We start from the raw sequence: 21,707 nt of genomic DNA on the forward strand, positions 1-21,707 counted from the left end.
CGATGGACGATCAGCAACGTTATGAAGCAGGGATGAAGGTGCGTCGCGCGGTGCTCGGCGACGCGCATGTCGACCGTTCGATCGAGAACCGCACCGAGGTGACCGACGAATTCCAGAACCTGATCACGCGCTATGCGTGGGGCGAGATCTGGACGCGCGACGGCCTGCCGCGCCATACGCGCAGCCTGCTGACCATCGCGATGATGGTCGCGCTGAACCGCGGCGAGGAACTCGCGCTGCACCTGCGCGCCGCGCGCAACAACGGCGTGACGCGCGACGAGATCAAGGAAGTGCTGCTGCAGACCGCGATCTACTGCGGCGTGCCGGCCGCGAACTCCGCGTTCCATCTCGCGGACAAGATCTTCAAGGAACAGGATGGGGCCGCCTAGGTGGGGCCGCCTAGGCGAGGCCGGCAGTGATCCGGTCGCACGGCCTGCCGATGCTGGCGAGCCGTGACGATCGACAAGCGCGCCGGCGGCGAATCGGTGCGTGAACGAAGGCAAGGCGCGGCCACGAGGCCGCGCTTGTTGCATATATCAATGTTGGATGGGACCGAAGCGACCGCTTAAGCATCAGTTTCGGCCGACAAGGAGACTAGCGATGAATCGCACAACCGTGGTCGATGTCCAGACCTTCATCAACGAGCAGCCGTTCGGCGGCTTTCAGTGGCTCGTATTCCTGATGTGTTTCGTGATCGTGCTGCTCGACGGCTTCGATACGGCCGCGATCGGCTTCATCGCGCCGTCGTTGCTCGGCGAATGGAACCTCACCAAACCCGATCTCGCGCCCGTGCTGAGCGCCGCGCTGTTCGGCCTCGCGTGCGGCGCGCTCGTGTCGGGCCCGTTGTCCGACCGTCTCGGGCGCCGCTCGCTGCTGCTCGGCTCGGTATTCCTGTTCGGCGTCGCGTGCCTGATGTCTGCGTTCTCGAACACGATCGGACACCTGACGATCCTGCGTTTCATCACCGGCGTCGGGCTCGGCGCCGCGATGCCGAACGCGGTCACCATGATGGGCGAGTTCTGCCCGGACAAGCGCCGCGCGACCGTGATCAACCTGATGTTCTGCGGCTTCCCGCTCGGCGCGGCGTTCGGCGGCTTTCTCGCCGCGTGGATGATTCCGCATTTCGGCTGGCGCAGCGTACTGGTGCTCGGCGGCGTGACGCCGCTGCTGCTCGGCGTGCTGTTGCTGCTGAAGATGCCGGAATCGGTGCGCTTCATGGTCGCGCACGGCCGGAGCGTCGACCGGATCCGCACGACGCTCGCCCGGATTTCGCGCGATGCGCTGAACGCCGGCTCGTTCGTGATGACCGAAACCGCGCCGCAGACGGGCAGCAAGGGGCTCGGCGTCGTGCTGTCGCGCTCGTACATCGTTGGTTCGGTGATGCTGTGGCTCGCGTACTTCATGGGCCTCGTGATCTTCTACGCGTCGATCAACTGGATGCCGATCCTGCTGAAGGACGCCGGCCTCACGCCGAAGAGCGCGACGCTGATCTCCGCGCTGTTCCCGCTCGGCGGTGTCGGCGCGGTGCTGTGCGGCGTGCTGATGGACCGCTTCAACGCGAACCGTGTGATCGCCGTGTGCTACGCGCTGACCGCAATCAGCGTGTATGCGATCGGGCAGGCGGCGGGGAATGTGGGGCTGCTCGTGCTGGTCGTGTTCATCGCCGGCGTGCTGATGAACACAGCGCAATCGTCGATGCCGGCGCTCGCCGCCGCGTTCTACCCGACCGAAGGGCGCGGCACGGGCGTGGCATGGATGCTCGGCGTCGGCCGCTTCGGCGGGATTGCCGGGTCGTTCCTCGTTGCGGAGCTGACGCGCCGACACTTTTCGTTCGCGGGCGTGTTCGGGACGATCGCGGTCGCGGGCCTGCTCGCATGCCTCGCGTTGCTGATCAAGCAGATGGCGCGGCCGCATGGCGTCACGCAGCCGGGCGGCAAGATCGAATCGCTCGGGCATTGAGCGCAATCGGGGCCGGGGCGATGCGCCGGCTCCGCGTGGGTTGCGGTGGGTCGGAAGACGGCCCACGCGTAACAGCAGACCGGGCCGCGTCAGCGGCCCGTTGATTTCACGGCCGCGGCGCCGTTACTCCTCCGCGTCGTGTTCCTTGACGAAGTTGCGCAGATACGCGCGCAGCGCGGCCTCCCGGCTGCGATGATCGGCGAGGTTCGCGGCGCCCATGTCTTCCTCTTCACCGAACATCGTCGGCGGCGCGCAGTAGATGCCGATCTCGATGTCTTCGCGCAGCACGCGGATCTCGTGCGTCAGCGGATGGTACTCGGCAATCCAGTGCATGCCCTCGATGTGCTCGCCGGCTTTCAGCATTGGCTTCACGGCAATCTCCATGCAGTGGCGGCGCAACCGCCGAAGCGGTTGCACGCGCCCGTACCAAAAGGGTACGCCTGCATGACGGGAAGCTCAACGGGTGCGCTGGTGCGCGTTTACTGCGGCAGCAGATGCGCGATGAGCGGATACAGCGACAGGATCAGCAGCACGGCCATCGTCACGTTGAAGATGCGCAACGCGCGGCGGTTCGACAGGAAGCGGCGCAGGCCGAGGCCGAACGCGGCCCACAGACAGATGCACGGAAAGCCGATCAGGATGAACACGACGGCCATCCACGCGGCGTTCATCCCGTAGTCGGCGGACAGGCGGATCGTCGTCGCGGCGGTCAGCACCATCATCCACGCTTTCGGATTGACCCACTGAAACGCGGCGGCTTCGAGGAGCGTCATCGGGCGCGGCTTGGCGCCTTGCGCCTTCACCTCGCCGGACGTGCCGATCCGCCATGCGAGGTACAGCAGGTAGGCGACGCTTGCGATTTCGAGGATCGTGTACAGGACCGGCATGCGGCGGAACGCTTCACCGAGACCGAAGCCGACGCACAGCATCAGGATCGCGACGCCGATGCTGATGCCGAACAGGTGCGGCATCGTGCGGCGGAAACCGAAGTTGACGCCGGAGGCGAGCAGCATCGTGTTGTTGGGGCCGGGCGTGATCGACGTGACGAGCGCGAACAGCATGCCGGCGGGCAGCGCGCTCAGGGCGAGGAATTCCATCGTGGATTCTCCATTCGTGTTCGAGGCTGGGATGGAGTCAGTTTAGCGACGGTTTTCTGTACAGTACCGGTACAGTTATGTTGACGGATGCCGGTACGGGGGAGGGGGAGGGGTGCGCGTCGCTGGTCTAACCGGCGCAATTTTTGGAATTTTACGTCTGCGCCTTACCCCTCGCCGTGAGGCCGCCTTCAGCGGAATCCTGCCAGACGAATGCAACCAGATCCACTTCGACCGCAGCGTATCGAGGCAGCCGGAATGCGCTGAGTGACGTTCTGGCGTGTACGCCCGCTTCGCCGAACACGGAATACACCACCTCCGATGCGCCATCGGCGACGGCACTGTGTTCGTCGAATGCAGGGTCGCTTTGCATGTAGACGCCGATGCGCGGAACTGCCCGAACCCGATCGAGAGTGCCGAGTGATCGTTGTAATAGCGCGATGCAGCGTGCGGCACAGAGCATCGCGCCGCGCCGACCGCTGTCCACCGACACTTCCGATCCGATCAAACCGCGAACGGTGATTTCACCGTTAAGCTTCGGAATTTGTCCACTGACGAAGATCTGGTTGTCACAGCGCATGAGCGGAGCGTACCGCCCGGCCGCACCGAAGTCCTCGTCTACGGCGAGTCCCAGCGCATCGGCAATTCCGCGGAATATCGCGTCCCGGTTCATGTCGATCGTCTCCGTTTCGTCGTCCGGCGCCGCGGTATTCATTGATACACCGGCGGGGAATCGCGGGAGGTGCCCGTCGAATGCGCGATCGCGTGGCCGCCATACGCAACAGCCGCCGCGTCCCAGCCGACGTCGATGTGCGATGCCATGACCTGCAGGTCGCGCCAGTGACGTTGTGCAGGATGGGCGTCGAATGCCACGGCGGTGCCCATGCTGCCGATCAGTCGTCGGATCGCGTCGACGCAAAGCTGCGCGATGAATGCGCGATCACGCCTGATGCGGACCGTCTCGGCGGGCGACACCGCGCGCCGCGCGATGCCGGCCGTGTGCAAGGTGCGGACCAGCGTGTCGTAGAGACGACCCGCGCAGGTGAGCTCCGCGTCGCTTTTCGCGATGTGCCCGCAAAGCATCGCGTCGCAGCTTCTACAGCGGCTGCGGAGCGTATCGATGCAGTGCCGGTACGCGCCCTGTGCGCAGCCTAGAATCGGTCCGATGATCCACGTCGTGCTGTACGGGATGAGCGCCACGTCGTACAGATACGCGCCGGGATGCAGGTCGGCGCCGGCGGGATGCGGGCCAAAATAGTTCGAACGAGCGAAGATCCACTCGTCCGATACGTACAGATTGTCGAATGCAATATCCCGGGAACCTGTCGCGCGCATGCCGGATACGTGCCATGTGTCGAGCGCACGGACGTCTTCGCGTCGAACCACGACCTTGAAGATCTCCTGGGCCTCCGGTGCGTCCGTCCCGCTGAGTCGTGCCGAGACGATCACCCAGGTTGCGTGATCGATGCCCGAGCTGTAGCGCCAGATGCCGTTCAACCGGAATCCGCTGCCGTCCCTGACGAACGTGCCGTTCTGAACCGTGGCCGTCGCGAACAGCTGTCGCGGCCCGTTCGCGAAGATGATGTCCTGACAGGCGGCGGGCAGGCGCGCCGCAGTCGTCACATGTCCGCCGACGACACTTAACATCCACGCCGTGGACGCGCACGCGGTGGCTGCGAGCCGCGCAGCTTCGACGAGTGTCGGAAAGTCCTGTTGCAATCCGCCGTAGCGGCGCGGTGTCAGCAGGTGGAGGAGCCCGGCGTCGTGCAGTTCGGCCATTGTCTCGGGCGACAGGCGCGCGAACTGATCGGCCGCCTGTGCGCGAGCCTGCCAGCGCGGGAGCAGTTGTTCGATGCGTCGGCCGATCAGTGTGCGCTCGAGTTCGAGCCCGTCCACGCATGACCGGATCGTATCCATTGACGGGAGGTCATCATGCAGCTGCATCACGTCGCGTCTCCTCGCGGCCCGGCCACTCTGCGCGGTACGGGGTGATCGAAGCAGAACACGGGCTCGATGCAGGGTTCGCCGAGCAGCGAGATGAATTCCTCGATCGATCGTGCGTCGTTGGAGGCGACGAACTCGTGAAAATTCGTCCCGTTCCAGAGCAGATAGACATGTTCGAACTGCTCGTGGATCGACGCGACGAGCGTATCGAACGTCACCTGTCCGTTTTGCATCTGCGAAAGCATCTGGTTGCGCTTCCAGTCGATTTCCTCGCGGCTGAAGTAATGACTCTTGTGCAGTTCGTCCTTGACGCTCTCGCGCTTGTCGTACTCGTCGAGCGAATCGCAGTTGAGCTTCTCGAGGAAGAAGATCAATCCGTTCGGCTTGAGCAGACGCGCGACATGACGAATCTGGTCCGCGCGATCCACGCCATAGAACTGAAATGCGGCAGTCTCGTAGATGTAGTCGAACGTGCCGGAGAAGCGGTCGAGGCGCGCATGCTCCCGGAACAGCCGAGGGGTGACGTGGGCGAATGCCTGCGGGTGGAACGTCGAGAAGTCGTGATTGGCGAACTGGTTGAACGCCGTTTCGTTGGCCGGATTGGGCGAGTTCGTGAAAGTGCGGATCAGGCCATTCGATCGTTTTGCCAGCGTTCTGCCGTTGGTGCCGTCGAAGGCATCGACTTCGTAAAACTCGAAGTGCTGATCCGCGTGCTGCCTGCGACGTTCGGAATACCGCGTGAGCGCGACGCCGACGCGCGACATTTCCTCCAGTATGGCTGGCACGCTGGCAAGAAAATGCGTGAACAGCGGCCCGGCTTCGGCGACCATCAGGTCGTGATACGCAAGCACGTCCGGATCGCGCAGCAAATGGCGGATGCGGCTCGCGACCGATTGCTTCGGCACCTGCGTCGCGCCCGTCGCAAGGCTGTGAAAATAACTTGCCATCCGGATCATCGGCGCGCTTTCCAGGTATTGCTCCGCGCCGTCCTCGATTCCGCTTGACGTCATGGTTGACCTCTTCGCATGTGGTATCAGTTCAAACCCTGGGCGGACACCTTGCCGCCGAACGTTCTTGGCAGCGCCCGCAGGAAGTCGATGCTTGCCGGAACCGCGGCGGAATCCAGATGGCGGCGACAATGATCGAGCAGCTCGATTGCATTGGCCGCAGATGTCGCGGCCGGAACGACATAGGCTTTGGGGACGCGTGCGCCGTCTGACCGGGAAACCGGTACGACGAGCGCTTCCGCAACGGATTCGTGGTCGAGCAATACCCGCTCGACGGCGCGCGGATTCACCGGCACGCCGTCTCGATCGAACAGGTCGCCCTTTCTGCATTGAAAGAACAGGAATCCGTCCTCGTCCATCGCGAACAGATCACCGGTCATGAACACGCGCGATTCACCGAAACATCCTTCGCGAATGACGCGGGCGGTATCGCTTTCGCGCCCCCAGTATTTCTCCATCAGCAGATCGCCGGCTACCGCGAGTTCACCGACCTCCCAGGGCCCGACCACGAGTGCATTGTCGTTGCCGACGAGGTAGGTTCTGATGCCCGGAATGGCTTTGCCGACCGAGCCGATACGTCGATCGAGTTCGGCGGGCGGCAGGTAGGCGATGCGTTTGCACTCGGTCGAACCGTAGTTGCAGTAGATCAGGACAGCCGGTAGCGCACGCCTGAGCAGGCGAATGTACTTGCCGGGAAACGCCTGTCCGCTGGTCGAGACATACCGCAGCGATTGCAGTCTCGAGGCAGGCAGGTCGCCCGATTCGCACAGACGGAAAAGCGCCGGCGGAAAGACGTGCAGGCCGGTTACGCCGTGTCGCTCGATGATGTCGACGATGGCGGCGGCCGAAGCGGGCAACGCCGTCTCGACCACGGCACGGCCCCCGAACAGCAGCGGCATGACCGTGTTGTAAAAGCCGTAGTCCGAGCTCAAGCCCGGGGAGAAACTGAGCACGATGTCGCGTTCGCTATTGGCGAGATAGCCGGAGACCGAGCGGAACGCGGCAATCATGATCCGGTGCGTGACGAGCACACCCTTCGAATCGCCCGTCGAGCCGGATGTGTAGAAGATCGTTGCTGCGTCATCCATGGAGGAATTGCCCGCTTCGGATGCGCCGTCGGCCGCGAAGCAGACGACATATTCCGACAGGTCGCCGCGGGTCGCGTCGATCGTGACCGCGCGATAACGGGACGCGATGCGGGGCGAGGTCGCTCGCGATGCCACGAGCGCGCTGGCGCCGCAATCCGCGATCTGCTGCTCCAGTTCGGCGGTGTCGATCGTGTGCCTGATGCATGCCAGTACGCATCCGGCCTTCAGGATGCCGAATGCGGCCGCCACCGCATGCACGGACATCTCCGAATAGATCGCGACGCGCGCGCCGGCGGGAATGCCGAGACGATGAAGCGTATCGGCTATCGTCAACATCACGTCCAGCAATTCGCCGTAGGTTGCCGAACGTCCGTCGACCACCAGTGCGACTTTGTCTCGCCGGCTGCTCGCGCTACGCTCGAAGTATTGCGGGAATCGTTCGATCATGGCATCAGCCTTCATGTGAGGACACCGAGGCCGACGAGGGGCGGTGGCCTTTTCGAATGCGGGGCGCGAGCGAGACCAGCAACCCGAGGCAACCCATGCACACGGACAGCACCATGATTACCGTGTCTGGTCCGAAACGCGTCGAGAACGCGCCTACCGCGACGCCCGCGAGCGGCTGTGTCATGTTGTTGAGGAGGATGACGACTCCCGTCGTCTTGCCGTAGTCGCGCGCGGGGATGATCTTCTGCCGCGTGCTCCGGATGTAGACGTTGAACATCTTGTCGAATCCGACGATCAGGAGGAAGCCGAAAACGTAACCCGCAATTCCCGGGCTGGCTGCCGCGATAACGCCGCCGATACAGATCGAACCGAAGCCGACGAGGCCGAGGACGCGCCTCGGGACATGCAACCTCGCCGTCATCAGCAGAATCGCGATCGTCACGCACGCGCCTGCCGTTTGCAGTCCTGCGTAATAGCGTCCGCTTTCGTGATGAAAGCCGGTGACCATCGCGGCGGATGTCGCGAGCGTGACGCCGATCACGAGGTTCTCCGCAGCGGCCAACATGATGACGGACTTGAGGCCAGGGAGACGGATGACGTGAGACAAGGCCGTCTTGATCGGCGTGAACCAGGTGCCGCGCGTGCCTTCCGGCATCACGAATTCGAACGCGCTGGCCTTTTGCCAATAGGCGAGCGCGACGTCGGCTGTGACAAACAGCACGGCCGCGGCCACCACGACGAATTCCCAGCGCCACCACGACAGCAGGATCGCCGCGAGCATGGGGCCGAGCACCAGACCAAGCTGGTCGGCCAATTGCGAATACGACAACACTTTTTCGAAGCGATGGCTGCTGAATATCTGCGGCAGCATCACCTCGCGCGCAACGATGCCCTGACTCGTCAGCATGCCGCACAACGCGGACAGCGCGATCAGCCATCCGATACCGCCGACGAGGTCGTAGGCGATGACGCCCGCGACGCATACTGCCGCGCGGAGAACCTGACTGACGCGCATCAGTTTCGTGGGCGAATACCGGTCGCAAAGCGCACCTAGAAACGGGAAGCACAGGTATCTCGGCAGTGTTTCGAGCGAAAACGCGATGCCCGACCAGGACACGCGTCCTGTCATCTGAAAGATGACCAGCGGCACGAGAAACAACAGAATCTGGTCGGCGAGACGGGCAAGGAAAAGCGAATGGAAAAAGGCTTGATGCTGGGCGCGCACGAACAGTCACCTTTCTTTTGCGCGGAGCACGCGATGCATGCGCGCTCCTGCGGACGTTGCCGGGAGGGCTGGTACCCCGGCCTCCCCGGAATGAGCGTATCGAGCGTCAGTAAGCGGACGCTTCTGCAGACCCCAGGTTATGCCGTTCGTGTCCCTTGAGCGGGGGATTGAAGACGCTGACAAGCACCAGATCCCCGTCTTTACCGCCGCGCAAGTAATGCTGATCGTGTCGATCGAGCACGTAGATGGTGCCCGGGCGGATCGGAAAGACGTTACCGTTCATGTCCTCGACCTCGCCTTCGCCTGCAATGCAATAGCAGGCTTCGAGATGGTTGCGGTATTGCAGGAGCGATTCTGTACCCGCACGCACCACCGTATGGCACACGCCGTAGCCCATGCCGTCCTTTTCCGTCAACAAGCGATGGCTTGTGCCGGAGCCCCATTCGACAAGCAGGCCATCCTTTTCGACGTCTCTCAGGTTCCTGACGAACATATTCGCACTCCTTTCTTTTTTGTAAGAAATTATTGTCCTGCTCTCAGCGGAAGCGAAGCCACGAAAAAGCAAGCCAGTGCCCGTAACAGAATGGCCGGCTAAATCATGTAGTTTTTCAACATTAACCGCTGATGGCGTGGCTGGTCAAGGGCGGAATATGGGGGAATTTCCGGTGATTATGTAAATCAACCTTGGAGGTGTTGGGGTGAGGCTAGACAGGCGCGATGTAGTTTATCTACATTTTTTGTGGGTTGCCTGGCTTGCCGACATAATCCGTGGCAGTGTTTCCCTGGCAGCGACACTGCCTCGCGATCGCGGTGGAGCGAACAAGCAGAGCGATCTCCGGTGCGTACCAAGACGTTCTCGTATGGGCACGGCCGGCCGAGGCCAACTCGGAGTTCCTCCAGCGATTGGCATCGAATGGAATACAAGGGCGCCGGTCGCCCCGAAATATTGAACCCATTTTTTAAATATATCGGACTGCCTCTCGGTAGATATGTGACGACGAGAAGTGTAGTCATGTTGGTATCCTTATAATTAGTGCGGTCCGAAAATGACGGCCCATGCTACTAGACGACTGTTGCCTCAAGTGTAATTTATTCGCACTGCTTGCAAATATACAAGGCTTCAGATACCCATGAATCCCGGCCGAACCATTTGCGCTGCCTGCATCATCGCGCAGCGAATCCGGCTTGCCATGTAAGCAAGCTTGGTTGGCAAGCGATGCGAGAGGACGCGCCATGAAGGCAACGGCGCAGAAATCTTTGGGTTCAAACGAAATCCCTGGCCGACCAGTATCTGCTTACAGTCGATGCTCCCGCGAAAGTCGACCGAACTGCGACGTATCCAGACGGGTACCGTCGCTTCTCGGCGAGCGCGCGGCCCCACGTCGCGCCGCGACGATCGGCGCGACACTCTCTGCCCACAGGAGTCTATCCCCAACCCTTCTGTTTTCCCTTCAATGATCGGCAGTAGACGCAACAATCATGTCGATCAAAGCCCGTGACGCCGCAGACAACCGCCGATGCGGCGCATAGATCACCGAAAACGGCCGTGTGCGGCCACGAAGATGAGACAGCACTTCGACGAGACTCCCGGCCCGCACGCGATCCTGAACAATGAAGTCGTAGGTCTGGCAGATGCCGGCGCCGCTCTGCGCCATCGAAACAACCCCGAGCACGTCGTCGGAGACCGCGACGTTCGACGGCGGGAGCCAATCGATGTCCTGCCCGCCGTCCCGGAACACCCAGGGCGCGATACGGCCGCTGCTGGGCAGCATGAAAGGCAAACAGAGATGGTGCGCCAGATCCGCCACGTTTTCCGGCATGCCCGCGCGCGCCACGTACTCCGGCGACGCGACAAGGCACAGCGCCGCGTCCTCGAGCTTGCGTGCGACCAGGCCGCTGTCCGGCAACTCACCTAGCCGGATCGCCAGGTCGAACCCTTCGGCCACCAGATCCACGTTCCGGTTCGCGATGTTCAACTCCATGCGAACCTCCGGGTGCTGCTGCGTGAACTGCCGCAGCAGCGGCGGCAGACGATAGTGTCCGTACGTCGTCGGTACGCTGAGGCGGACATGGCCTGTCAACGTGCCGCCGTGCCCCTGAATGGCACGCTCGGCGTCGTCGATCAGCAAGAACGCGGCCCGCGATTGCTCCAGATAGAGCCTGCCTTGCTCCGTCAGGCTCAACCGTCGAGTCGAACGGCGCAGCAATTGCACGCCCAGCCGGCTCTCCAGACGTGTAATGGCACGGCTGAGAACGGACGGTGTGCTGCCCAGCGCCACCGCGCCCGCTGTCATCGAGCCTTTTTCGATCACCGTGACGAATGCTTCCACGTCACCGAGATGGTCGAATCTTCGAACCATCTTGTCCTCCAAAGAACAGAAGATTTACTTTTAAGCCAGTTTATCTCCTTGAGTGGGCCAAATAAAGTGAGCGCATCGTGACTGCGTCGTCCGGTCACTCACTGAAATCAAGGAGCAAACCATGAATCGTGTCCCTCGCGACCGGCAGGGCCTGACCGTGCTGTTCGTACTCACGAGCCACGCGACGAAAGGCGCGACCGGCGAGCCGACCGGTTTTTACCTCGGCGAAGTGACGCATCCGCTGGCCGAACTCGACGCGGCCGGCATCCCGGTCGAATTCGCGTCGATTCAGGGCGGCGAGCCGCCCGTCGATGGTCTCGATCTGACGGATGAAGTCAACGCGCGCTACTGGAACGACAGTGCTTTCCGCGACGCGCTGCGCCACACGCAGCGACTGGGCGATGTCGACGCGTCGAAATACGCCGCTGTCTTCTTTGCGGGCGGCCACGGCGCGATGTGGGATTTTCCGGGCAATGCAGACGTGCAACAGGTGACGCGCGCGGTCTACGAGGCTGGCGGCGTGGTCGGAGCGGTATGTCACGGCCCCGCGGCGCTGGTCGATGTGACGCTCGGCGACGGTACTTATCTGGTCGCCGGCAAGAACCTCAGCGCATTCACGGATGAAGAGGAACGCGCGGTCCAGCTCGACCACGTCGTGCCTTTCCTGCTCGCGAGCACGTTGACGCAGCGAGGTGCGCATCACCATCCGGCACCGAGCTGGACGGCGAAGGTCGTCGTCGACGGGCGTCTCGTGACCGGCCAGAACCCGCAGTCGGCTGCCGGTGTGGGCGCGGCGATTCGCTACCTGTTGCTGAACCGATCCGAACAGGCCTGACATTCCCCGATGGAGAAAACCATGCATTCGATGCGCAAGCTCGCCGTAGCCGCGATGCTCGGCATTGCCGCGTCCAGCGCTCACGCCGCCAACGTGCTCGTGGTGTTGTCGGATTCCGATCACCTCGATCTGAAGGACGGCAAAGTGTTCGCGACGGGCTTCTACCTGAACGAACTGATGCAGCCCGTGAAGGCCCTGCTTGATGCAGGCCATCAGGTGACCTTCGCCACGCCCGAGGGCAAGGCGCCGACGATGGATGCCACGTCTGCCGACAAGATGTACTTCAACGGCGACGAAAAGGCGATGCGCGACTACCGGGCTTTGCTCGACAAGCTGCAGATCACGTCGCGTGCGCACTCTCCCGTGATCAGTCTGTCGCGGGTCGAGCAGATCGGTTACGGCCACTTCGATGCCGTCTATGTTCCCGGCGGTCATGCGCCGATGCAGGATCTTCTGACTAGCCCCGCGGTGGGCAGGCTGCTGGCCGATTTTCATGCGCGCGGCAAGACCACGGCGCTCGTTTGTCATGGGCCGATTGCGCTGCTGTCGACGCTGCCCGATGCACCGGGCTTTACACGGCAACTCGCCGCCGGGAAGGCCGGCGATGGCGCGCCGAAATGGATCTATGCCGGCTACCGAATGACGGTGATCAGCAACGCGGAAGAAGAGCAGGCCAAAGCACTGCTCGGCGGCGGCGCGATGAAGTTCTATCCGCAGACGGCGTTGCAACGCGCCGGTGGAATTTACAGCAGCAACGAGGTGCCCTTTACCGCTCACATGGTGACCGATCGCGAATTGATCACAGGTCAGAACCCGGCGTCCGCACTCGACGTCGCCGGCGAAATGCTGAAGCGGCTGAAGTAACGCCACGCAACGGACCGGCATCGCCGGTTCTTCGATGATGCAAAGGAGAAAGAACACATGGATCTGCAACTTCAAGGCAAAACCGCGATCGTCACGGGCGCTACCGCCGGCATCGGCATGGCTATCGCACGAACGTTGGTCGGCGAGGGCGTGTCGGTCACGATCACGGGGCGTCACCGCGACAAACTCGACGAAGCCGTCGCTCAAATTACCGCGGCAGTCCCGGAAGGCAGCGTACGCGGAATCGTTGCCGACGTGAGTGGCACGCGAGGCGTTGCCGAACTGATCGACGCGCAGCCGGATACGGATATTCTCGTGAACAATCTCGGCTACTACGAAGCCAAGCCGTTCGCGGAAATCACCGATGACGACTGGCTGCGAATGATCGACGTCAACGTGATGTCGGGGGTGCGGCTGTCGCGTCACTATTTCCCCCGCATGCTTGCGAAGAACTGGGGGCGTGTGATCTTCATGTCCAGCGAGGTCGGCGCGTTTACGCCGCCGGACATGGTGCATTACGGTGTCAGCAAATCGGCTCAGCTCGCGGTCTCGCGCGGCATGGCCGAACTGACGAAGGGCACAGGCGTGACCGTCAACAGTGTGCTGCCGTCCGCGACGCGCTCCGAAGGCATCGTCGCGTATTTGCGGCAGACCGCGCCGCGACCCGGCATGACCGATGCGGAAATCGAATCGCACTTCTTCGAGACCTATCGCCCGAGCTCGCTGATCGCCCGCATGATCGAAGCCGACGAGATCGCCGCCATGGTGGCATTGCTGGCCAGTCCGTTGGGCGCGGCGTCCAACGGCGCGGCGGTGCGCGTCGAAGGCGGCACCTTCCGGTCGATTCTCTGAACAGGTGCGTCGATATGTCCGCCCACGTCATCGTCGCACTCGTCGAAGCGAAGCAAGGTTATGAGGCGGTGCTGGTGCAAGCGCAGCGGGAACTTGTCGAAATGGCGCGCAACCAGTCCGGCTGTCTCAGCTACGAACTGCATGAATCGCTGGAGCAGCCTGGGACGGTGGTCTTCTTCGAACAGTGGGTTGACCGTGCATCCTGGGAGCAGCACATGCGTAGCCCGCTGATGGACGCATTCCGCGGGAGCGCCGGTCGGTGGATCGAAAACTTCCAGTTGCTGCATCTGCGCCAAATCGCATAACCCCATCCGACTCACTGAAATCCTCATCATGTTCAAGCGCTCGAATCGAGTTACGGCAATTGCGTTCGCCTTTGCCTTCATCAGTTACGCGGCTGCAGCGACTGCGGCGGCCGATACCCGGCTCGAGCGCTGGCGAAGCTATGCCGGAGTAAGTTGGGAGATTCCGAAAGGCGATGGGGATCCCGCTCCGTTCGCAGGCTCGGTCAATGCACCGATTGCCGGGCTTCATTTCGATGCACGCGGCGCCGCATACGTGAGTACGCCGCGCTTCGTCGCGGCATCGACGCCGGCGACGCTCAGCAGGCTGGATACGCGATCGACGACCGGCCCGGCGCGGCTGACGCCCTTTCCATCGATGGAAGGCAATGCGATATCGACCGCACCTGCCGAGCATTTGCGCAACGTGCTGGGCTTTTACGTCGACCGCACAAACGATTGGTTATGGGCGCTCGACATGGGGTTCGTTGCCGGCGAATCCGAAGCACCCGCGGGCGCCCAGAAAATCGTGGTGTTCGATCTGAAGTCGGGACGAATCGTGAAGCGCATCGGCCTCGACGGCGTGGCCGATCGTGCCGGCAGTTTCCTCAACGACATCGTGGTCGACGAACGCAGGCGCACTGCCTACGTTTCCGACAGTGGCTCGCGCAGTGCGCCCGATAACAAGGTGGGCTTGATTGTTGCAGACTTCGCTTCGGGTACCGCACGGCGTGTGCTGGACAGGCATCCGGATTTGCAGGTCGAAGCGGGGGTGAAGGTCGTTTCCCATGGCGCTGAAGTATGGCCGGGAAAGCCGCTGCTGATCGGTATCAACGGTATCGCGCTGTCGCCGGACGGCGCAACGCTGTACTGGACGGTGACGACGGGGACACGCGTACGTTCGGTTCCGACCGCCGTTCTGAGACGGCACGGTTCGACAGATGCGCAGATTGCCGCGGCGATTCGTGATCTTGGCGCCGTCGGCGGCAATACGGACGGAATGGTGACGGATTCGCGGGGCGCGCTCTACGTTACCGACGTCACGCATAACGGCATTGTGAAGTACGAACCGCGCACGAAGTCGATGTCGTTGATCGCATCCGACGATGGCGTGCATTGGCCGGATACGCCGGCGCTGCTGCCGAATGGCGATCTGGTCTTCACGGCTAGTGCGCTGAGTGATCATGTTGCGGGACGGGTCGCCAGCGGGCACGAGCGTTATGAGTTGTGGCGGATGTCGATTGGCGGCAAGTGATTGAAAATCGGCGTCGCGTCTGTATCGGTCGACAGACGGTTTATAGCCGATCGAGAATATGACCGCGTACGGGGTTGGCTCTTGGCATGAGCAACCTGAAATCGGGTTGCTCATACCGGCGGTCTGATTCGAGCCGTTCATCCTTCGTATCGAATCCGCGGCTGCTCATATCATGCGCTGCTCGGGTGCACTGGGGCCTCCCAGCACAGGGGCATGGAGAAATCTCCAATGCGCACTCGCGCGAGCATGCTCTGTCCCTCTCCGGACATATCGATCCCAGCTCACCTCATCTAGAGCGCCTACTTCCGCAACTCCCGTAGCCCCCCCGGAACGCAACCCACCCTCACGACGTCTATCACCACAGAGCCCTCCATCGTCGAGCGACCTGGATGAGCGTCCCGTTTCCATTCGACTGGAGAAATCGACATGGCACGCATACCCAAGCTATCCATCTTGGCGGCCCTCCTTTCCGCGCTGCCGCTCGCCGCCTCCGCGCAAGCAATCAAACTGACGGACCCTCAGATCGCGGCGATCGTCGTGACGGCCAACCAGGTCGACATCGATGCCGGCAAGCTCGCGGAAAACGTGACGCATACGAAACCGGTCAAGAACTTCGCCGCGTCGATGGTTACTGATCACACCAATGTGAACAAATCGGCGGTCGCGCTCGCGACCAAGCTGAACCTGAAACCGGAAGCCAACCCGACGAGCGACGCGTTGAAGAAGGAGGGCGATGACAACGTCACCGCGCTCAAGGCGCTCAAGGGGCACGCATTCGACAAGGCCTATGTCGATCACGAGGTGACCTATCATCAACAGGTGATCGATGCGATGGACAAGACGCTCATTCCATCGGCGAAGAACGACGAACTGAAGGCGCTGCTCGTGAAGGTGCGGCCGGCATTCGTCGCACACCTCGAGCATGCTCGCGCGTTGCAATCGACGCTCGGCGGCGGTAGTGAGAAGAAGGCCTACTAAGCCCGCGCGCTCGACGGCGCGGCGGCGCGATCGAACCATGTGCCGGATCGTCGTGGCGGCGGTGCTGGCGTTCGTAGCCGCGGACGTCGTCGCCGCCACGACGCACCGCATCACCATCGAAGGCATGCGTTTCAACCCGGCCAGCGTGACGGTCGCGCGCGGCGACACGATCGTCTGGGTCAACAAGGATCTCGTCGCGCACACGGCCACGGCAGCCGGCCTGTTCGATTCGCATGAAATCCGACCCGATGCTTCGTGGACGTATGTCGCGAATACACCGGGCCGCCACGCATATATCTGCACGTTTCATCCTACGATGAAAGCGACACTGACCGTGAAGCGCAAACCATGACGCACCATGCGGGCCATCCCGAATCGAAGCCGTTGCCGCTTGCGGAAGAAGACGACCGTACGCTCGCCGCACGCGTCGCGAGCGGCGAGCGCGCTGCGTTCGAACAGCTGATGCGTCGCTACAACCGGCGGCTCTACCGGCTTGCACGGGTGACGTTGCGCGACGATGCCGAAGCCGAGGATGCGCTGCAGGAGGCTTACCTCGCGGCATTCCGCGCAATTCCGCGTTTTCGCGGCGACGCGTCGCTGTCGACCTGGCTGTCGCGGCTCGTGCTCAACGAGTGCTTGACGCGTCAGCGCCGCGGCGCGCGGCGCGACACGATCGCGCCGATGGTCGGGCTGTCGACCATCGCCGACTTCGAGCGGGAAACCATGGATGCAGACCAGAACGAATCGCCGGATCGGGCGCTGATGCGGACCGAATTGCGCACCTTGCTTGAGCGCAAGCTCGATGCGTTGCCCGAAGCGTTTCGCATCGTGTTCGTGATGCGCTGCGTCGAGGAATTCAGCGTCGAGGAAACCGCCGAGTGCCTCGGCATACCCGAGGCGACGGTGCGCTCGCGGCATTTCCGGGCAAGGAGCATGCTGCGCGAGTCACTCGCCCGGGACATCGATCTGGCCGAGCGCGACGTGTTTTCGTTCGACGGGGAACGGTGCGATCGCATCGTGCACGGTGTGCTGGCGAAAAGCGCTTCGCGTTGATCTCGCCGAGGCCGACAGGCGCGCTATGCGTCCGTCGGGCCGGGTGCGGCGGATCCGCGCACACCCGCACGCTGACCCGTGATCATTTCGACCAGCCACTTCTCGACGAGGGCGGTGTACGCGCTCTGACTGGCAGCGTCCGAGAGCCCGTGATCGGCGCCTTCGAGAATCCGGTACGTCAGCGAATGCGCGGACAGGCATGCCTGCAGATAGCTGGCGATCGCCGTGTGCGGCACGATCTGATCGTGCTCCGATTCGACGAGCAATACGTCGCCGCGAAAGCGGGACGCCGCGCGCAGTGCGCGATTGTCGGAGGCCGGCACGATGCGTTTGCGATACGCGACGAGATCGTGCTCGACGTGCAGTGCCCGCTTCGGCGTATTCCAGCCGTCGTCGAGATAGAGCGCCGGTACGCGCAGGCCAAGCCAGCGTACGGGGCGCAGCTCGGTCAGGATGGTCGCGAGATAGCCGCCATAGCTGCTGCCGACGACGGCGATGGCATCGCGATCGATCAATGGGTGGTCAACCAGTGTGTCGTAAGCGGCGAGCAAATCGCGAAGATGGGTTTCGCGCGTCACGTTTTGCTGTTCCTCCAGCGTACGTCCATGCCCGGTCAGATCGAACGTCAGGCACACGCACCCGAGCGCCGCCGCCTGCCGCGCCCGCTCGAGATACTGCTCCTGGTTGCCGCCCCAGCCGTGCACGAACAGAACGCCCGCCACGGTGGTCTTCGGCGCGAGCACGGTACCGTCGAGGTAGCCGTTCTCGACCTTGATGCGCACACGATAATGCTCCGCTGTCATGTCTCGCTGCTCCTTCGGAAGGGATGACGATCGACCGTGTAGTACTTGGTGAGGGCGCCGGCGTGGGCATCGACACCGCGATAGACGATCTGCGCGCCGGCCGGTGTCGCCGGGTCGTCGCCGTAAATCTCGCGCGTCGCGGCGGCCACGGCGTCCACCTCCATGTCCGTCCTGAACATGCGCAACGCGCCGATTTCCGCGCCCGATGCGCCGCCGATCCGCCACGACTGCTCCAGTACGCCGCAGTGGCGCACGCCTTGTGCATCGGTGCCGAACGCGACATCGTAGTTGCGCCGCGACGCGAAAAAGCCCGCGTAATCGCGTTGCACGGCGGCGTCGAATGCGCACGCCTTCGCGATCGCCTCGCTGACCTCGGCCGTGACGTCGAGCCGCGCCAGCACGTCGAAGCCGCCGCGGACGACGACGAGGTCGGTGCCGCCATACACTTCATTGCCATGATTGTTGACGGTCAGATGCTGAACGCCCCAGTAGCTCGCCACCAGATCGTCCAGCGTGACCTGCCCGACGCTCAACGTCTCGATCGAATCGAGATGGCGCTCGATGACGATGCCGCCGGTGCGCAACGCCGCATCGCCGAATTCGTCAAGCTCCGCTTCCAGTTCGGCCATGTCGGCCACCAGTGTCTGCCCCGTTCCGCCGATTCCGCAGGGCCGCTTGAGCCGCACGCGGCCGTCCTGCCACAGGCGCTGCGCGGCATCGCACGCATCCTCGCGCGAAAACGCGGAATAACCCGGCAGCGTCAGCGCCGCGGCGTGTTCCGCGAATGCGGCGGACCAGCCGGGCGGCTTGGCGCGGGCGCCTTCGACCAGACGATGGGCAATCACCTTGGTCGCGACGAACGGAAACGGCACGACGCCACCGAACAGGTCCCGTACCGATCGGACCCCGAGTTCGCGTGCTTGCGATACGGTGAGCGTATCGTTCGGGATTACGTAACGGTTTGCAGGGTATCGTTCCGTCCGGCGGAACTCGCCCGCAAGCCGTGTTCCCTTTAGTGCGGCGATCTGCGCGCCGAGCTGGCGCAGCGTGTCGGCTACATGACCGACGTGTGGCGTCCCGTCGTCCCGGAAATGAATGAGGACGACCGGCAGTGCCGGCGTTACGCGAGCCGGTTGGACCCGTGGTTTCAAATCGCCCCCTTCGCGCCGGCAGCGCGATTGTCATGAATGCATCGTCGCGGGCGGTTTCGCCTGTCGAATCGGCCCGTGGAGGTGGTGTAGCAAGATTCATTCGCCTACGGTTCCGGGCTGCCGGAGCGGCCGGAAGATTGCGGGACGGTCAGCACGGCACGAGATCAGTGCCCCGCGCAGCGCGAATCAATGGTGCAGCAACGGATACGCCACGAGCCCGAAGAGCGCGGCCGCAATGACGATGACCGGCTCCTGCAGCTTCCTGAAGCGCCACAGCAGCAGCACGGTTGCGACGGCGATCAGTGCGGTCGGTACGTCGACGATCGAGCGTTTCGCGATCACGAGGACGGAGCCCGTGATCGCACCGACGGCTGCGGCGGTGATCCCGTCGACGAACGCCTTGACGTCCGGACGGTGCCCGTACTTCTTCATGTACGGCGCGGGAACGACGGTGAACAGATAGCAAGGCAGGAACGTGCCGAGCGCCGCGACGCACGCGCCGGGCAAGCCGGCGACGAGATATCCGATGAAGCCGACGGTGATCACGACCGGACCGGGCGTGATCATCGCGACGGCAACGGCATCCACGAACTGCCTGTCGTTCAGCCAGTGATGTTCGGTGACGACGCCGCCGTAGAGGAACGGCACGATCGCGAGCCCGGAGCCGAACACGAACGCGCCCGCCTTCGTGAAGAACGCGCCGATCTGCACGAGCTGCGGCAGGTCGATGCCGCTCAGTATTCCGCTGGCGGCCGGCAGGTTGGCGGCGGCTACCGCATGCAGCCCGCCCCGATGCAGCCACTTCGGTGGCGCGCGCCACAGCCAGCCGATCAACCCGGCAGCGATGAAGAGCCACGCGATCTCCGATTCGGTGACGAACGTGACGACAGTGAGCGTCAGGAAGATCGCCCACAGCAACTTGTCGTTGCCGACGGTTTTGGTCGTCAGCTTGTACGCGCTCATCGCGATGATGCCGACCACCGCGGCGCCGACGCCATAGAAAACCGCCTGCATCCACGACAGCCCGCCGAAGTGCGCGTACGCGAATCCGAGCGCGAGCACCATCAGGAACGACGGCAGCACGAATGCGAATCCGACGAGCGTCGCGCCACGGAGGCGATAGTGGACGAACCCGAGATAGATCGCGAGCTGCGCGGCCATCGGCCCTGGCGCAAGCTGGGCCAGCGTGAGTCCTTCCTTGTAGTCGGCTTCGGTGATCCAGCCGCGACGCTCGACCAGGTCGCGACGCATGTAGCCCGCGAGCGCGACCGGCCCGCCGAAACCGAACGTCCCGAGACGCAGCATGTAGGCAACCAGCTCGCCGAGCGAGTAGGTCGGTTCGGTCGCGGCGATGGCGGTGGTCATGACCTGGCTCCGTTCCCGTTCTTTCCGGTCGATGAAAAATGCGCGTACAGCGCGTCGAGCACGGCGCCCATGTGCTCGAGCAACTGGTCGTCGTTCTCCGCGCGCTGGTGCGTGCCGGCCATCACGGCCTCGAAGCCGATCGCTTCGGGCGCCGCGGGGCCGCCGACGTCGAGCGCATGCACGATCTCGCCGAGCCGCACGAGTGCCGCATTCGTGTCGAGCCCGAAACTCGCGAGCAGCACCTCGAACGTGACGCGCTCGCCGACATGGGTGAATGCGGCGCCGTCGAAATCGAAGCCCAGCGCGTCGGCGGGGCAATCCGCCGGCGACGCGAGCCAGATGAAGCGCGCGCGGGTGTCGATGAAGCGGCGGATCAGCCACGCGCTGGCGACACGATCGACCCACATGCGCTGACGCGTCGCCCAGGTTCGTCCCTGGTACTCGCCTATTGCCAGCAGGCGGACGGGGCGCTCGGCAGCGTGCGGCTCGCCCGGCGACAGCACGGTATCGACCAGCGCAACGAAATCCTGCAGCGCGACTTCGGCGCGGGTTGCTGCATCGTTCGGGAAGTAATCGATTGCGCGGATCATGTCGAAGTCCTTGCGCACGCGCCGCAGCAAGCGCGTGAGTTCCGTGGCGGACTGTCCGGCGAAGGTCTTGCGGGCTTCCGCGAGGGTCTGAATGAAGGCGGTGTAGTCGTCGCCTCGATCGAAGAGCGTCCGGAATTCCAGGTCCTGCGCCGCGTCGAGACTCGGCGCGCGCAACAGGTGGGCGGTGCCGCCGCTCTCGGCAATCGCGTCCGCGAGCTCGCGCAGTGCCGCTTCATGCTCGTCCGAGTGCGGGAGCAGATAGATGCCGTCGCGCAACACCGCGCAGCCCTTCGCCTTCAGGGAACGCCAGAACCGCATGCGCGCCGTCGCGTTCTGCGTCGGAAGCGTCAGGATGAGGAGCGACCATGTCGTGAGCGCATTCATGTAGAAAATGCTACTCAAGCGTTATCAGCTCTACAAGAAAACTTTGGCAAAGGCTGTCGCGGCGGGGCGGCGGGCAACCCCCTTCTTCGTCTGACGTTTGGCCGATATACCCCTCCCCCCTATATGGAAAGCAGATTTGAGATATAGTCCCCCCCGGTATATGAAGGGACTG

At 63.3% G+C, this 21,707-nt stretch carries 23 protein-coding genes; 10 read left to right on the forward strand and 13 right to left on the reverse strand.

The features are described from left to right. The first annotated feature begins 2 nt into the window (after nt 1-2). The gene (pcaC, locus tag ACP26O_RS22980) at nt 3-389 is read left to right on the forward strand and encodes a 4-carboxymuconolactone decarboxylase (RefSeq protein ID WP_006749282.1); all 387 of its coding nucleotides are present in this window, start codon (nt 3-5) and stop codon (nt 387-389) included. A gap of 211 nt (nt 390-600) precedes the next feature. Next, nucleotides 601-1,959, forward strand: a complete 1,359-nt coding sequence (locus ACP26O_RS22985; RefSeq protein WP_175664378.1) for an MFS transporter — start codon at nt 601-603, stop codon at nt 1,957-1,959. A 123-nt stretch (nt 1,960-2,082) separates the two neighbouring features. On the opposite strand, the gene ACP26O_RS22990 is transcribed toward ACP26O_RS22985, so the two are convergent. The 9 genes from ACP26O_RS22990 to ACP26O_RS23030 form a co-directional block, all read right to left on the reverse strand. Further along, the gene (locus tag ACP26O_RS22990; RefSeq protein ID WP_006749284.1) at nt 2,083-2,331 is read right to left on the reverse strand and encodes a hypothetical protein; all 249 of its coding nucleotides are present in this window, start codon (nt 2,329-2,331) and stop codon (nt 2,083-2,085) included. 107 nt (nt 2,332-2,438) lie between these two features. After that, the gene (locus ACP26O_RS22995) at nt 2,439-3,056 is read right to left on the reverse strand and encodes a LysE family translocator (protein ID WP_175664379.1); all 618 of its coding nucleotides are present in this window, start codon (nt 3,054-3,056) and stop codon (nt 2,439-2,441) included. Nucleotides 3,057-3,207: 151 nt separating this feature from the next. Beyond that, nucleotides 3,208-3,768 carry a RidA family protein gene (locus ACP26O_RS23000; RefSeq protein ID WP_175664380.1) on the reverse strand — a complete coding sequence of 187 codons (561 nt, stop codon included), beginning with the start codon at nt 3,766-3,768 and terminating at the stop codon, nt 3,208-3,210. Further along, on the reverse strand, nt 3,765-4,997 hold the full coding sequence (locus ACP26O_RS23005; protein WP_426356407.1) for an acyl-CoA dehydrogenase family protein: 1,233 nt from the start codon (nt 4,995-4,997) through the stop codon (nt 3,765-3,767). The genes ACP26O_RS23000 and ACP26O_RS23005 overlap by 4 nt, the downstream gene beginning before the upstream one ends. Next, nucleotides 4,997-6,136 (reverse strand): class I SAM-dependent methyltransferase, encoded by a 1,140-nt coding sequence (locus ACP26O_RS23010; protein ID WP_244098993.1) that lies wholly within the window; start codon nt 6,134-6,136, stop codon nt 4,997-4,999. Before ACP26O_RS23010 ends, ACP26O_RS23005 begins: the two co-directional genes overlap by 1 nt. Beyond that, complete coding sequence (locus ACP26O_RS23015; RefSeq protein WP_208446708.1) at nt 6,031-7,554, reverse strand: class I adenylate-forming enzyme family protein; 1,524 nt, start codon at nt 7,552-7,554, stop codon at nt 6,031-6,033. The genes ACP26O_RS23010 and ACP26O_RS23015 overlap by 106 nt, the downstream gene beginning before the upstream one ends. Next, nucleotides 7,544-8,764 carry an MFS transporter gene (locus tag ACP26O_RS23020; RefSeq protein ID WP_175664381.1) on the reverse strand — a complete coding sequence of 407 codons (1,221 nt, stop codon included), beginning with the start codon at nt 8,762-8,764 and terminating at the stop codon, nt 7,544-7,546. Before ACP26O_RS23020 ends, ACP26O_RS23015 begins: the two co-directional genes overlap by 11 nt. 106 nt (nt 8,765-8,870) lie before the next feature. Further along, a complete protein-coding gene (locus tag ACP26O_RS23025) occupies nt 8,871-9,257 on the reverse strand; it encodes an ectoine synthase (protein WP_072438009.1) in 387 nt (128 codons plus the stop codon). 958 nt (nt 9,258-10,215) lie between these two features. Beyond that, nucleotides 10,216-11,124, reverse strand: a complete 909-nt coding sequence (locus ACP26O_RS23030) for a LysR family transcriptional regulator (protein WP_175664382.1) — start codon at nt 11,122-11,124, stop codon at nt 10,216-10,218. A gap of 121 nt (nt 11,125-11,245) precedes the next feature. On the opposite strand from ACP26O_RS23030, the gene ACP26O_RS23035 reads away from it, so the two are divergent. From ACP26O_RS23035 to ACP26O_RS23070, 8 genes are all read left to right on the forward strand, one after another. Continuing rightward, on the forward strand, nt 11,246-11,959 hold the full coding sequence (locus ACP26O_RS23035) for a type 1 glutamine amidotransferase domain-containing protein (RefSeq protein ID WP_175664383.1): 714 nt from the start codon (nt 11,246-11,248) through the stop codon (nt 11,957-11,959). A 21-nt stretch (nt 11,960-11,980) separates the two neighbouring features. After that, nucleotides 11,981-12,823, forward strand: a complete 843-nt coding sequence (locus tag ACP26O_RS23040) for a type 1 glutamine amidotransferase domain-containing protein (RefSeq protein ID WP_175664384.1) — start codon at nt 11,981-11,983, stop codon at nt 12,821-12,823. Between the two features lie 57 nt (nt 12,824-12,880). Further along, nucleotides 12,881-13,675 carry an SDR family NAD(P)-dependent oxidoreductase gene (locus ACP26O_RS23045; RefSeq protein ID WP_126226357.1) on the forward strand — a complete coding sequence of 265 codons (795 nt, stop codon included), beginning with the start codon at nt 12,881-12,883 and terminating at the stop codon, nt 13,673-13,675. 14 nt (nt 13,676-13,689) lie between these two features. Then, nucleotides 13,690-13,980, forward strand: coding sequence for a putative quinol monooxygenase (locus ACP26O_RS23050; protein ID WP_175664385.1), 291 nt, complete (start codon nt 13,690-13,692; stop codon nt 13,978-13,980). A 28-nt stretch (nt 13,981-14,008) separates the two neighbouring features. Then, the gene (locus ACP26O_RS23055; protein ID WP_175664386.1) at nt 14,009-15,211 is read left to right on the forward strand and encodes an L-dopachrome tautomerase-related protein; all 1,203 of its coding nucleotides are present in this window, start codon (nt 14,009-14,011) and stop codon (nt 15,209-15,211) included. Between the two features lie 426 nt (nt 15,212-15,637). Continuing rightward, nucleotides 15,638-16,189 (forward strand): DUF4142 domain-containing protein, encoded by a 552-nt coding sequence (locus tag ACP26O_RS23060; protein ID WP_175664387.1) that lies wholly within the window; start codon nt 15,638-15,640, stop codon nt 16,187-16,189. Between the two features lie 37 nt (nt 16,190-16,226). Further along, on the forward strand, nt 16,227-16,541 hold the full coding sequence (locus ACP26O_RS23065) for a cupredoxin domain-containing protein (protein ID WP_175664388.1): 315 nt from the start codon (nt 16,227-16,229) through the stop codon (nt 16,539-16,541). Then, nucleotides 16,538-17,242: an RNA polymerase sigma factor gene (locus ACP26O_RS23070; protein WP_175664389.1), complete on the forward strand. Its 705-nt coding sequence runs from the start codon at nt 16,538-16,540 to the stop codon at nt 17,240-17,242. Before ACP26O_RS23065 ends, ACP26O_RS23070 begins: the two co-directional genes overlap by 4 nt. A gap of 23 nt (nt 17,243-17,265) precedes the next feature. Here the strand turns inward: ACP26O_RS23070 and ACP26O_RS23075 are convergent, their stop codons facing one another. The 4 genes from ACP26O_RS23075 to ACP26O_RS23090 all read right to left on the reverse strand — a co-directional run bounded on the left by ACP26O_RS23075 (nt 17,266) and on the right by ACP26O_RS23090 (nt 21,535). Further along, nucleotides 17,266-18,045, reverse strand: a complete 780-nt coding sequence (locus ACP26O_RS23075) for an alpha/beta hydrolase family protein (RefSeq protein ID WP_126226363.1) — start codon at nt 18,043-18,045, stop codon at nt 17,266-17,268. After that, on the reverse strand, nt 18,042-19,196 hold the full coding sequence (locus tag ACP26O_RS23080; protein ID WP_175664390.1) for a DUF3182 family protein: 1,155 nt from the start codon (nt 19,194-19,196) through the stop codon (nt 18,042-18,044). The genes ACP26O_RS23075 and ACP26O_RS23080 overlap by 4 nt, the downstream gene beginning before the upstream one ends. A 186-nt stretch (nt 19,197-19,382) precedes the next feature. Further along, nucleotides 19,383-20,561, reverse strand: a complete 1,179-nt coding sequence (locus ACP26O_RS23085; protein ID WP_175664391.1) for a chromate transporter — start codon at nt 20,559-20,561, stop codon at nt 19,383-19,385. Further along, on the reverse strand, nt 20,558-21,535 hold the full coding sequence (locus ACP26O_RS23090; RefSeq protein ID WP_175660149.1) for a chromate resistance protein ChrB domain-containing protein: 978 nt from the start codon (nt 21,533-21,535) through the stop codon (nt 20,558-20,560). The genes ACP26O_RS23085 and ACP26O_RS23090 overlap by 4 nt, the downstream gene beginning before the upstream one ends. Between the last annotated feature and the right edge of the window lie 172 nt (nt 21,536-21,707).

The organism is Burkholderia sp. R-40, from assembly GCF_049942845.1.
Taxonomy (GTDB): domain Bacteria; phylum Pseudomonadota; class Gammaproteobacteria; order Burkholderiales; family Burkholderiaceae; genus Burkholderia; species Burkholderia ambifaria.

Bases quoted from the DNA above. Each gene is read 5' to 3' on its own strand.
- ACP26O_RS23055 (WP_175664386.1), top strand. From the start codon at position 14,009: ATGTTCAAGCGCTCGAATCGAGTTACGGCAATTGCGTTCGCCTTTGCC.
- ACP26O_RS23045 (WP_126226357.1), top strand. From the start codon at position 12,881: ATGGATCTGCAACTTCAAGGCAAAACCGCGATCGTCACGGGCGCTACC.
- ACP26O_RS22995 (WP_175664379.1), bottom strand. From the start codon at position 3,056: ATGGAATTCCTCGCCCTGAGCGCGCTGCCCGCCGGCATGCTGTTCGCG.
- ACP26O_RS23025 (WP_072438009.1), bottom strand. From the start codon at position 9,257: ATGTTCGTCAGGAACCTGAGAGACGTCGAAAAGGATGGCCTGCTTGTC.
- ACP26O_RS23050 (WP_175664385.1), top strand. From the start codon at position 13,690: ATGTCCGCCCACGTCATCGTCGCACTCGTCGAAGCGAAGCAAGGTTAT.
- ACP26O_RS23060 (WP_175664387.1), top strand. From the start codon at position 15,638: ATGGCACGCATACCCAAGCTATCCATCTTGGCGGCCCTCCTTTCCGCG.
- ACP26O_RS23065 (WP_175664388.1), top strand. From the start codon at position 16,227: ATGTGCCGGATCGTCGTGGCGGCGGTGCTGGCGTTCGTAGCCGCGGAC.
- ACP26O_RS23075 (WP_126226363.1), bottom strand. From the start codon at position 18,045: ATGACAGCGGAGCATTATCGTGTGCGCATCAAGGTCGAGAACGGCTAC.
- ACP26O_RS23070 (WP_175664389.1), top strand. From the start codon at position 16,538: ATGACGCACCATGCGGGCCATCCCGAATCGAAGCCGTTGCCGCTTGCG.
- pcaC (WP_006749282.1), top strand. From the start codon at position 3: ATGGACGATCAGCAACGTTATGAAGCAGGGATGAAGGTGCGTCGCGCG.
- ACP26O_RS23090 (WP_175660149.1), bottom strand. From the start codon at position 21,535: ATGAATGCGCTCACGACATGGTCGCTCCTCATCCTGACGCTTCCGACG.
- ACP26O_RS23040 (WP_175664384.1), top strand. From the start codon at position 11,981: ATGCATTCGATGCGCAAGCTCGCCGTAGCCGCGATGCTCGGCATTGCC.
- ACP26O_RS23035 (WP_175664383.1), top strand. From the start codon at position 11,246: ATGAATCGTGTCCCTCGCGACCGGCAGGGCCTGACCGTGCTGTTCGTA.
- ACP26O_RS23085 (WP_175664391.1), bottom strand. From the start codon at position 20,561: ATGACCACCGCCATCGCCGCGACCGAACCGACCTACTCGCTCGGCGAG.
- ACP26O_RS23000 (WP_175664380.1), bottom strand. From the start codon at position 3,768: ATGAATACCGCGGCGCCGGACGACGAAACGGAGACGATCGACATGAAC.
- ACP26O_RS23015 (WP_208446708.1), bottom strand. From the start codon at position 7,554: ATGAAGGCTGATGCCATGATCGAACGATTCCCGCAATACTTCGAGCGT.
- ACP26O_RS23005 (WP_426356407.1), bottom strand. From the start codon at position 4,997: ATGCAGCTGCATGATGACCTCCCGTCAATGGATACGATCCGGTCATGC.
- ACP26O_RS22985 (WP_175664378.1), top strand. From the start codon at position 601: ATGAATCGCACAACCGTGGTCGATGTCCAGACCTTCATCAACGAGCAG.
- ACP26O_RS23030 (WP_175664382.1), bottom strand. From the start codon at position 11,124: ATGGTTCGAAGATTCGACCATCTCGGTGACGTGGAAGCATTCGTCACG.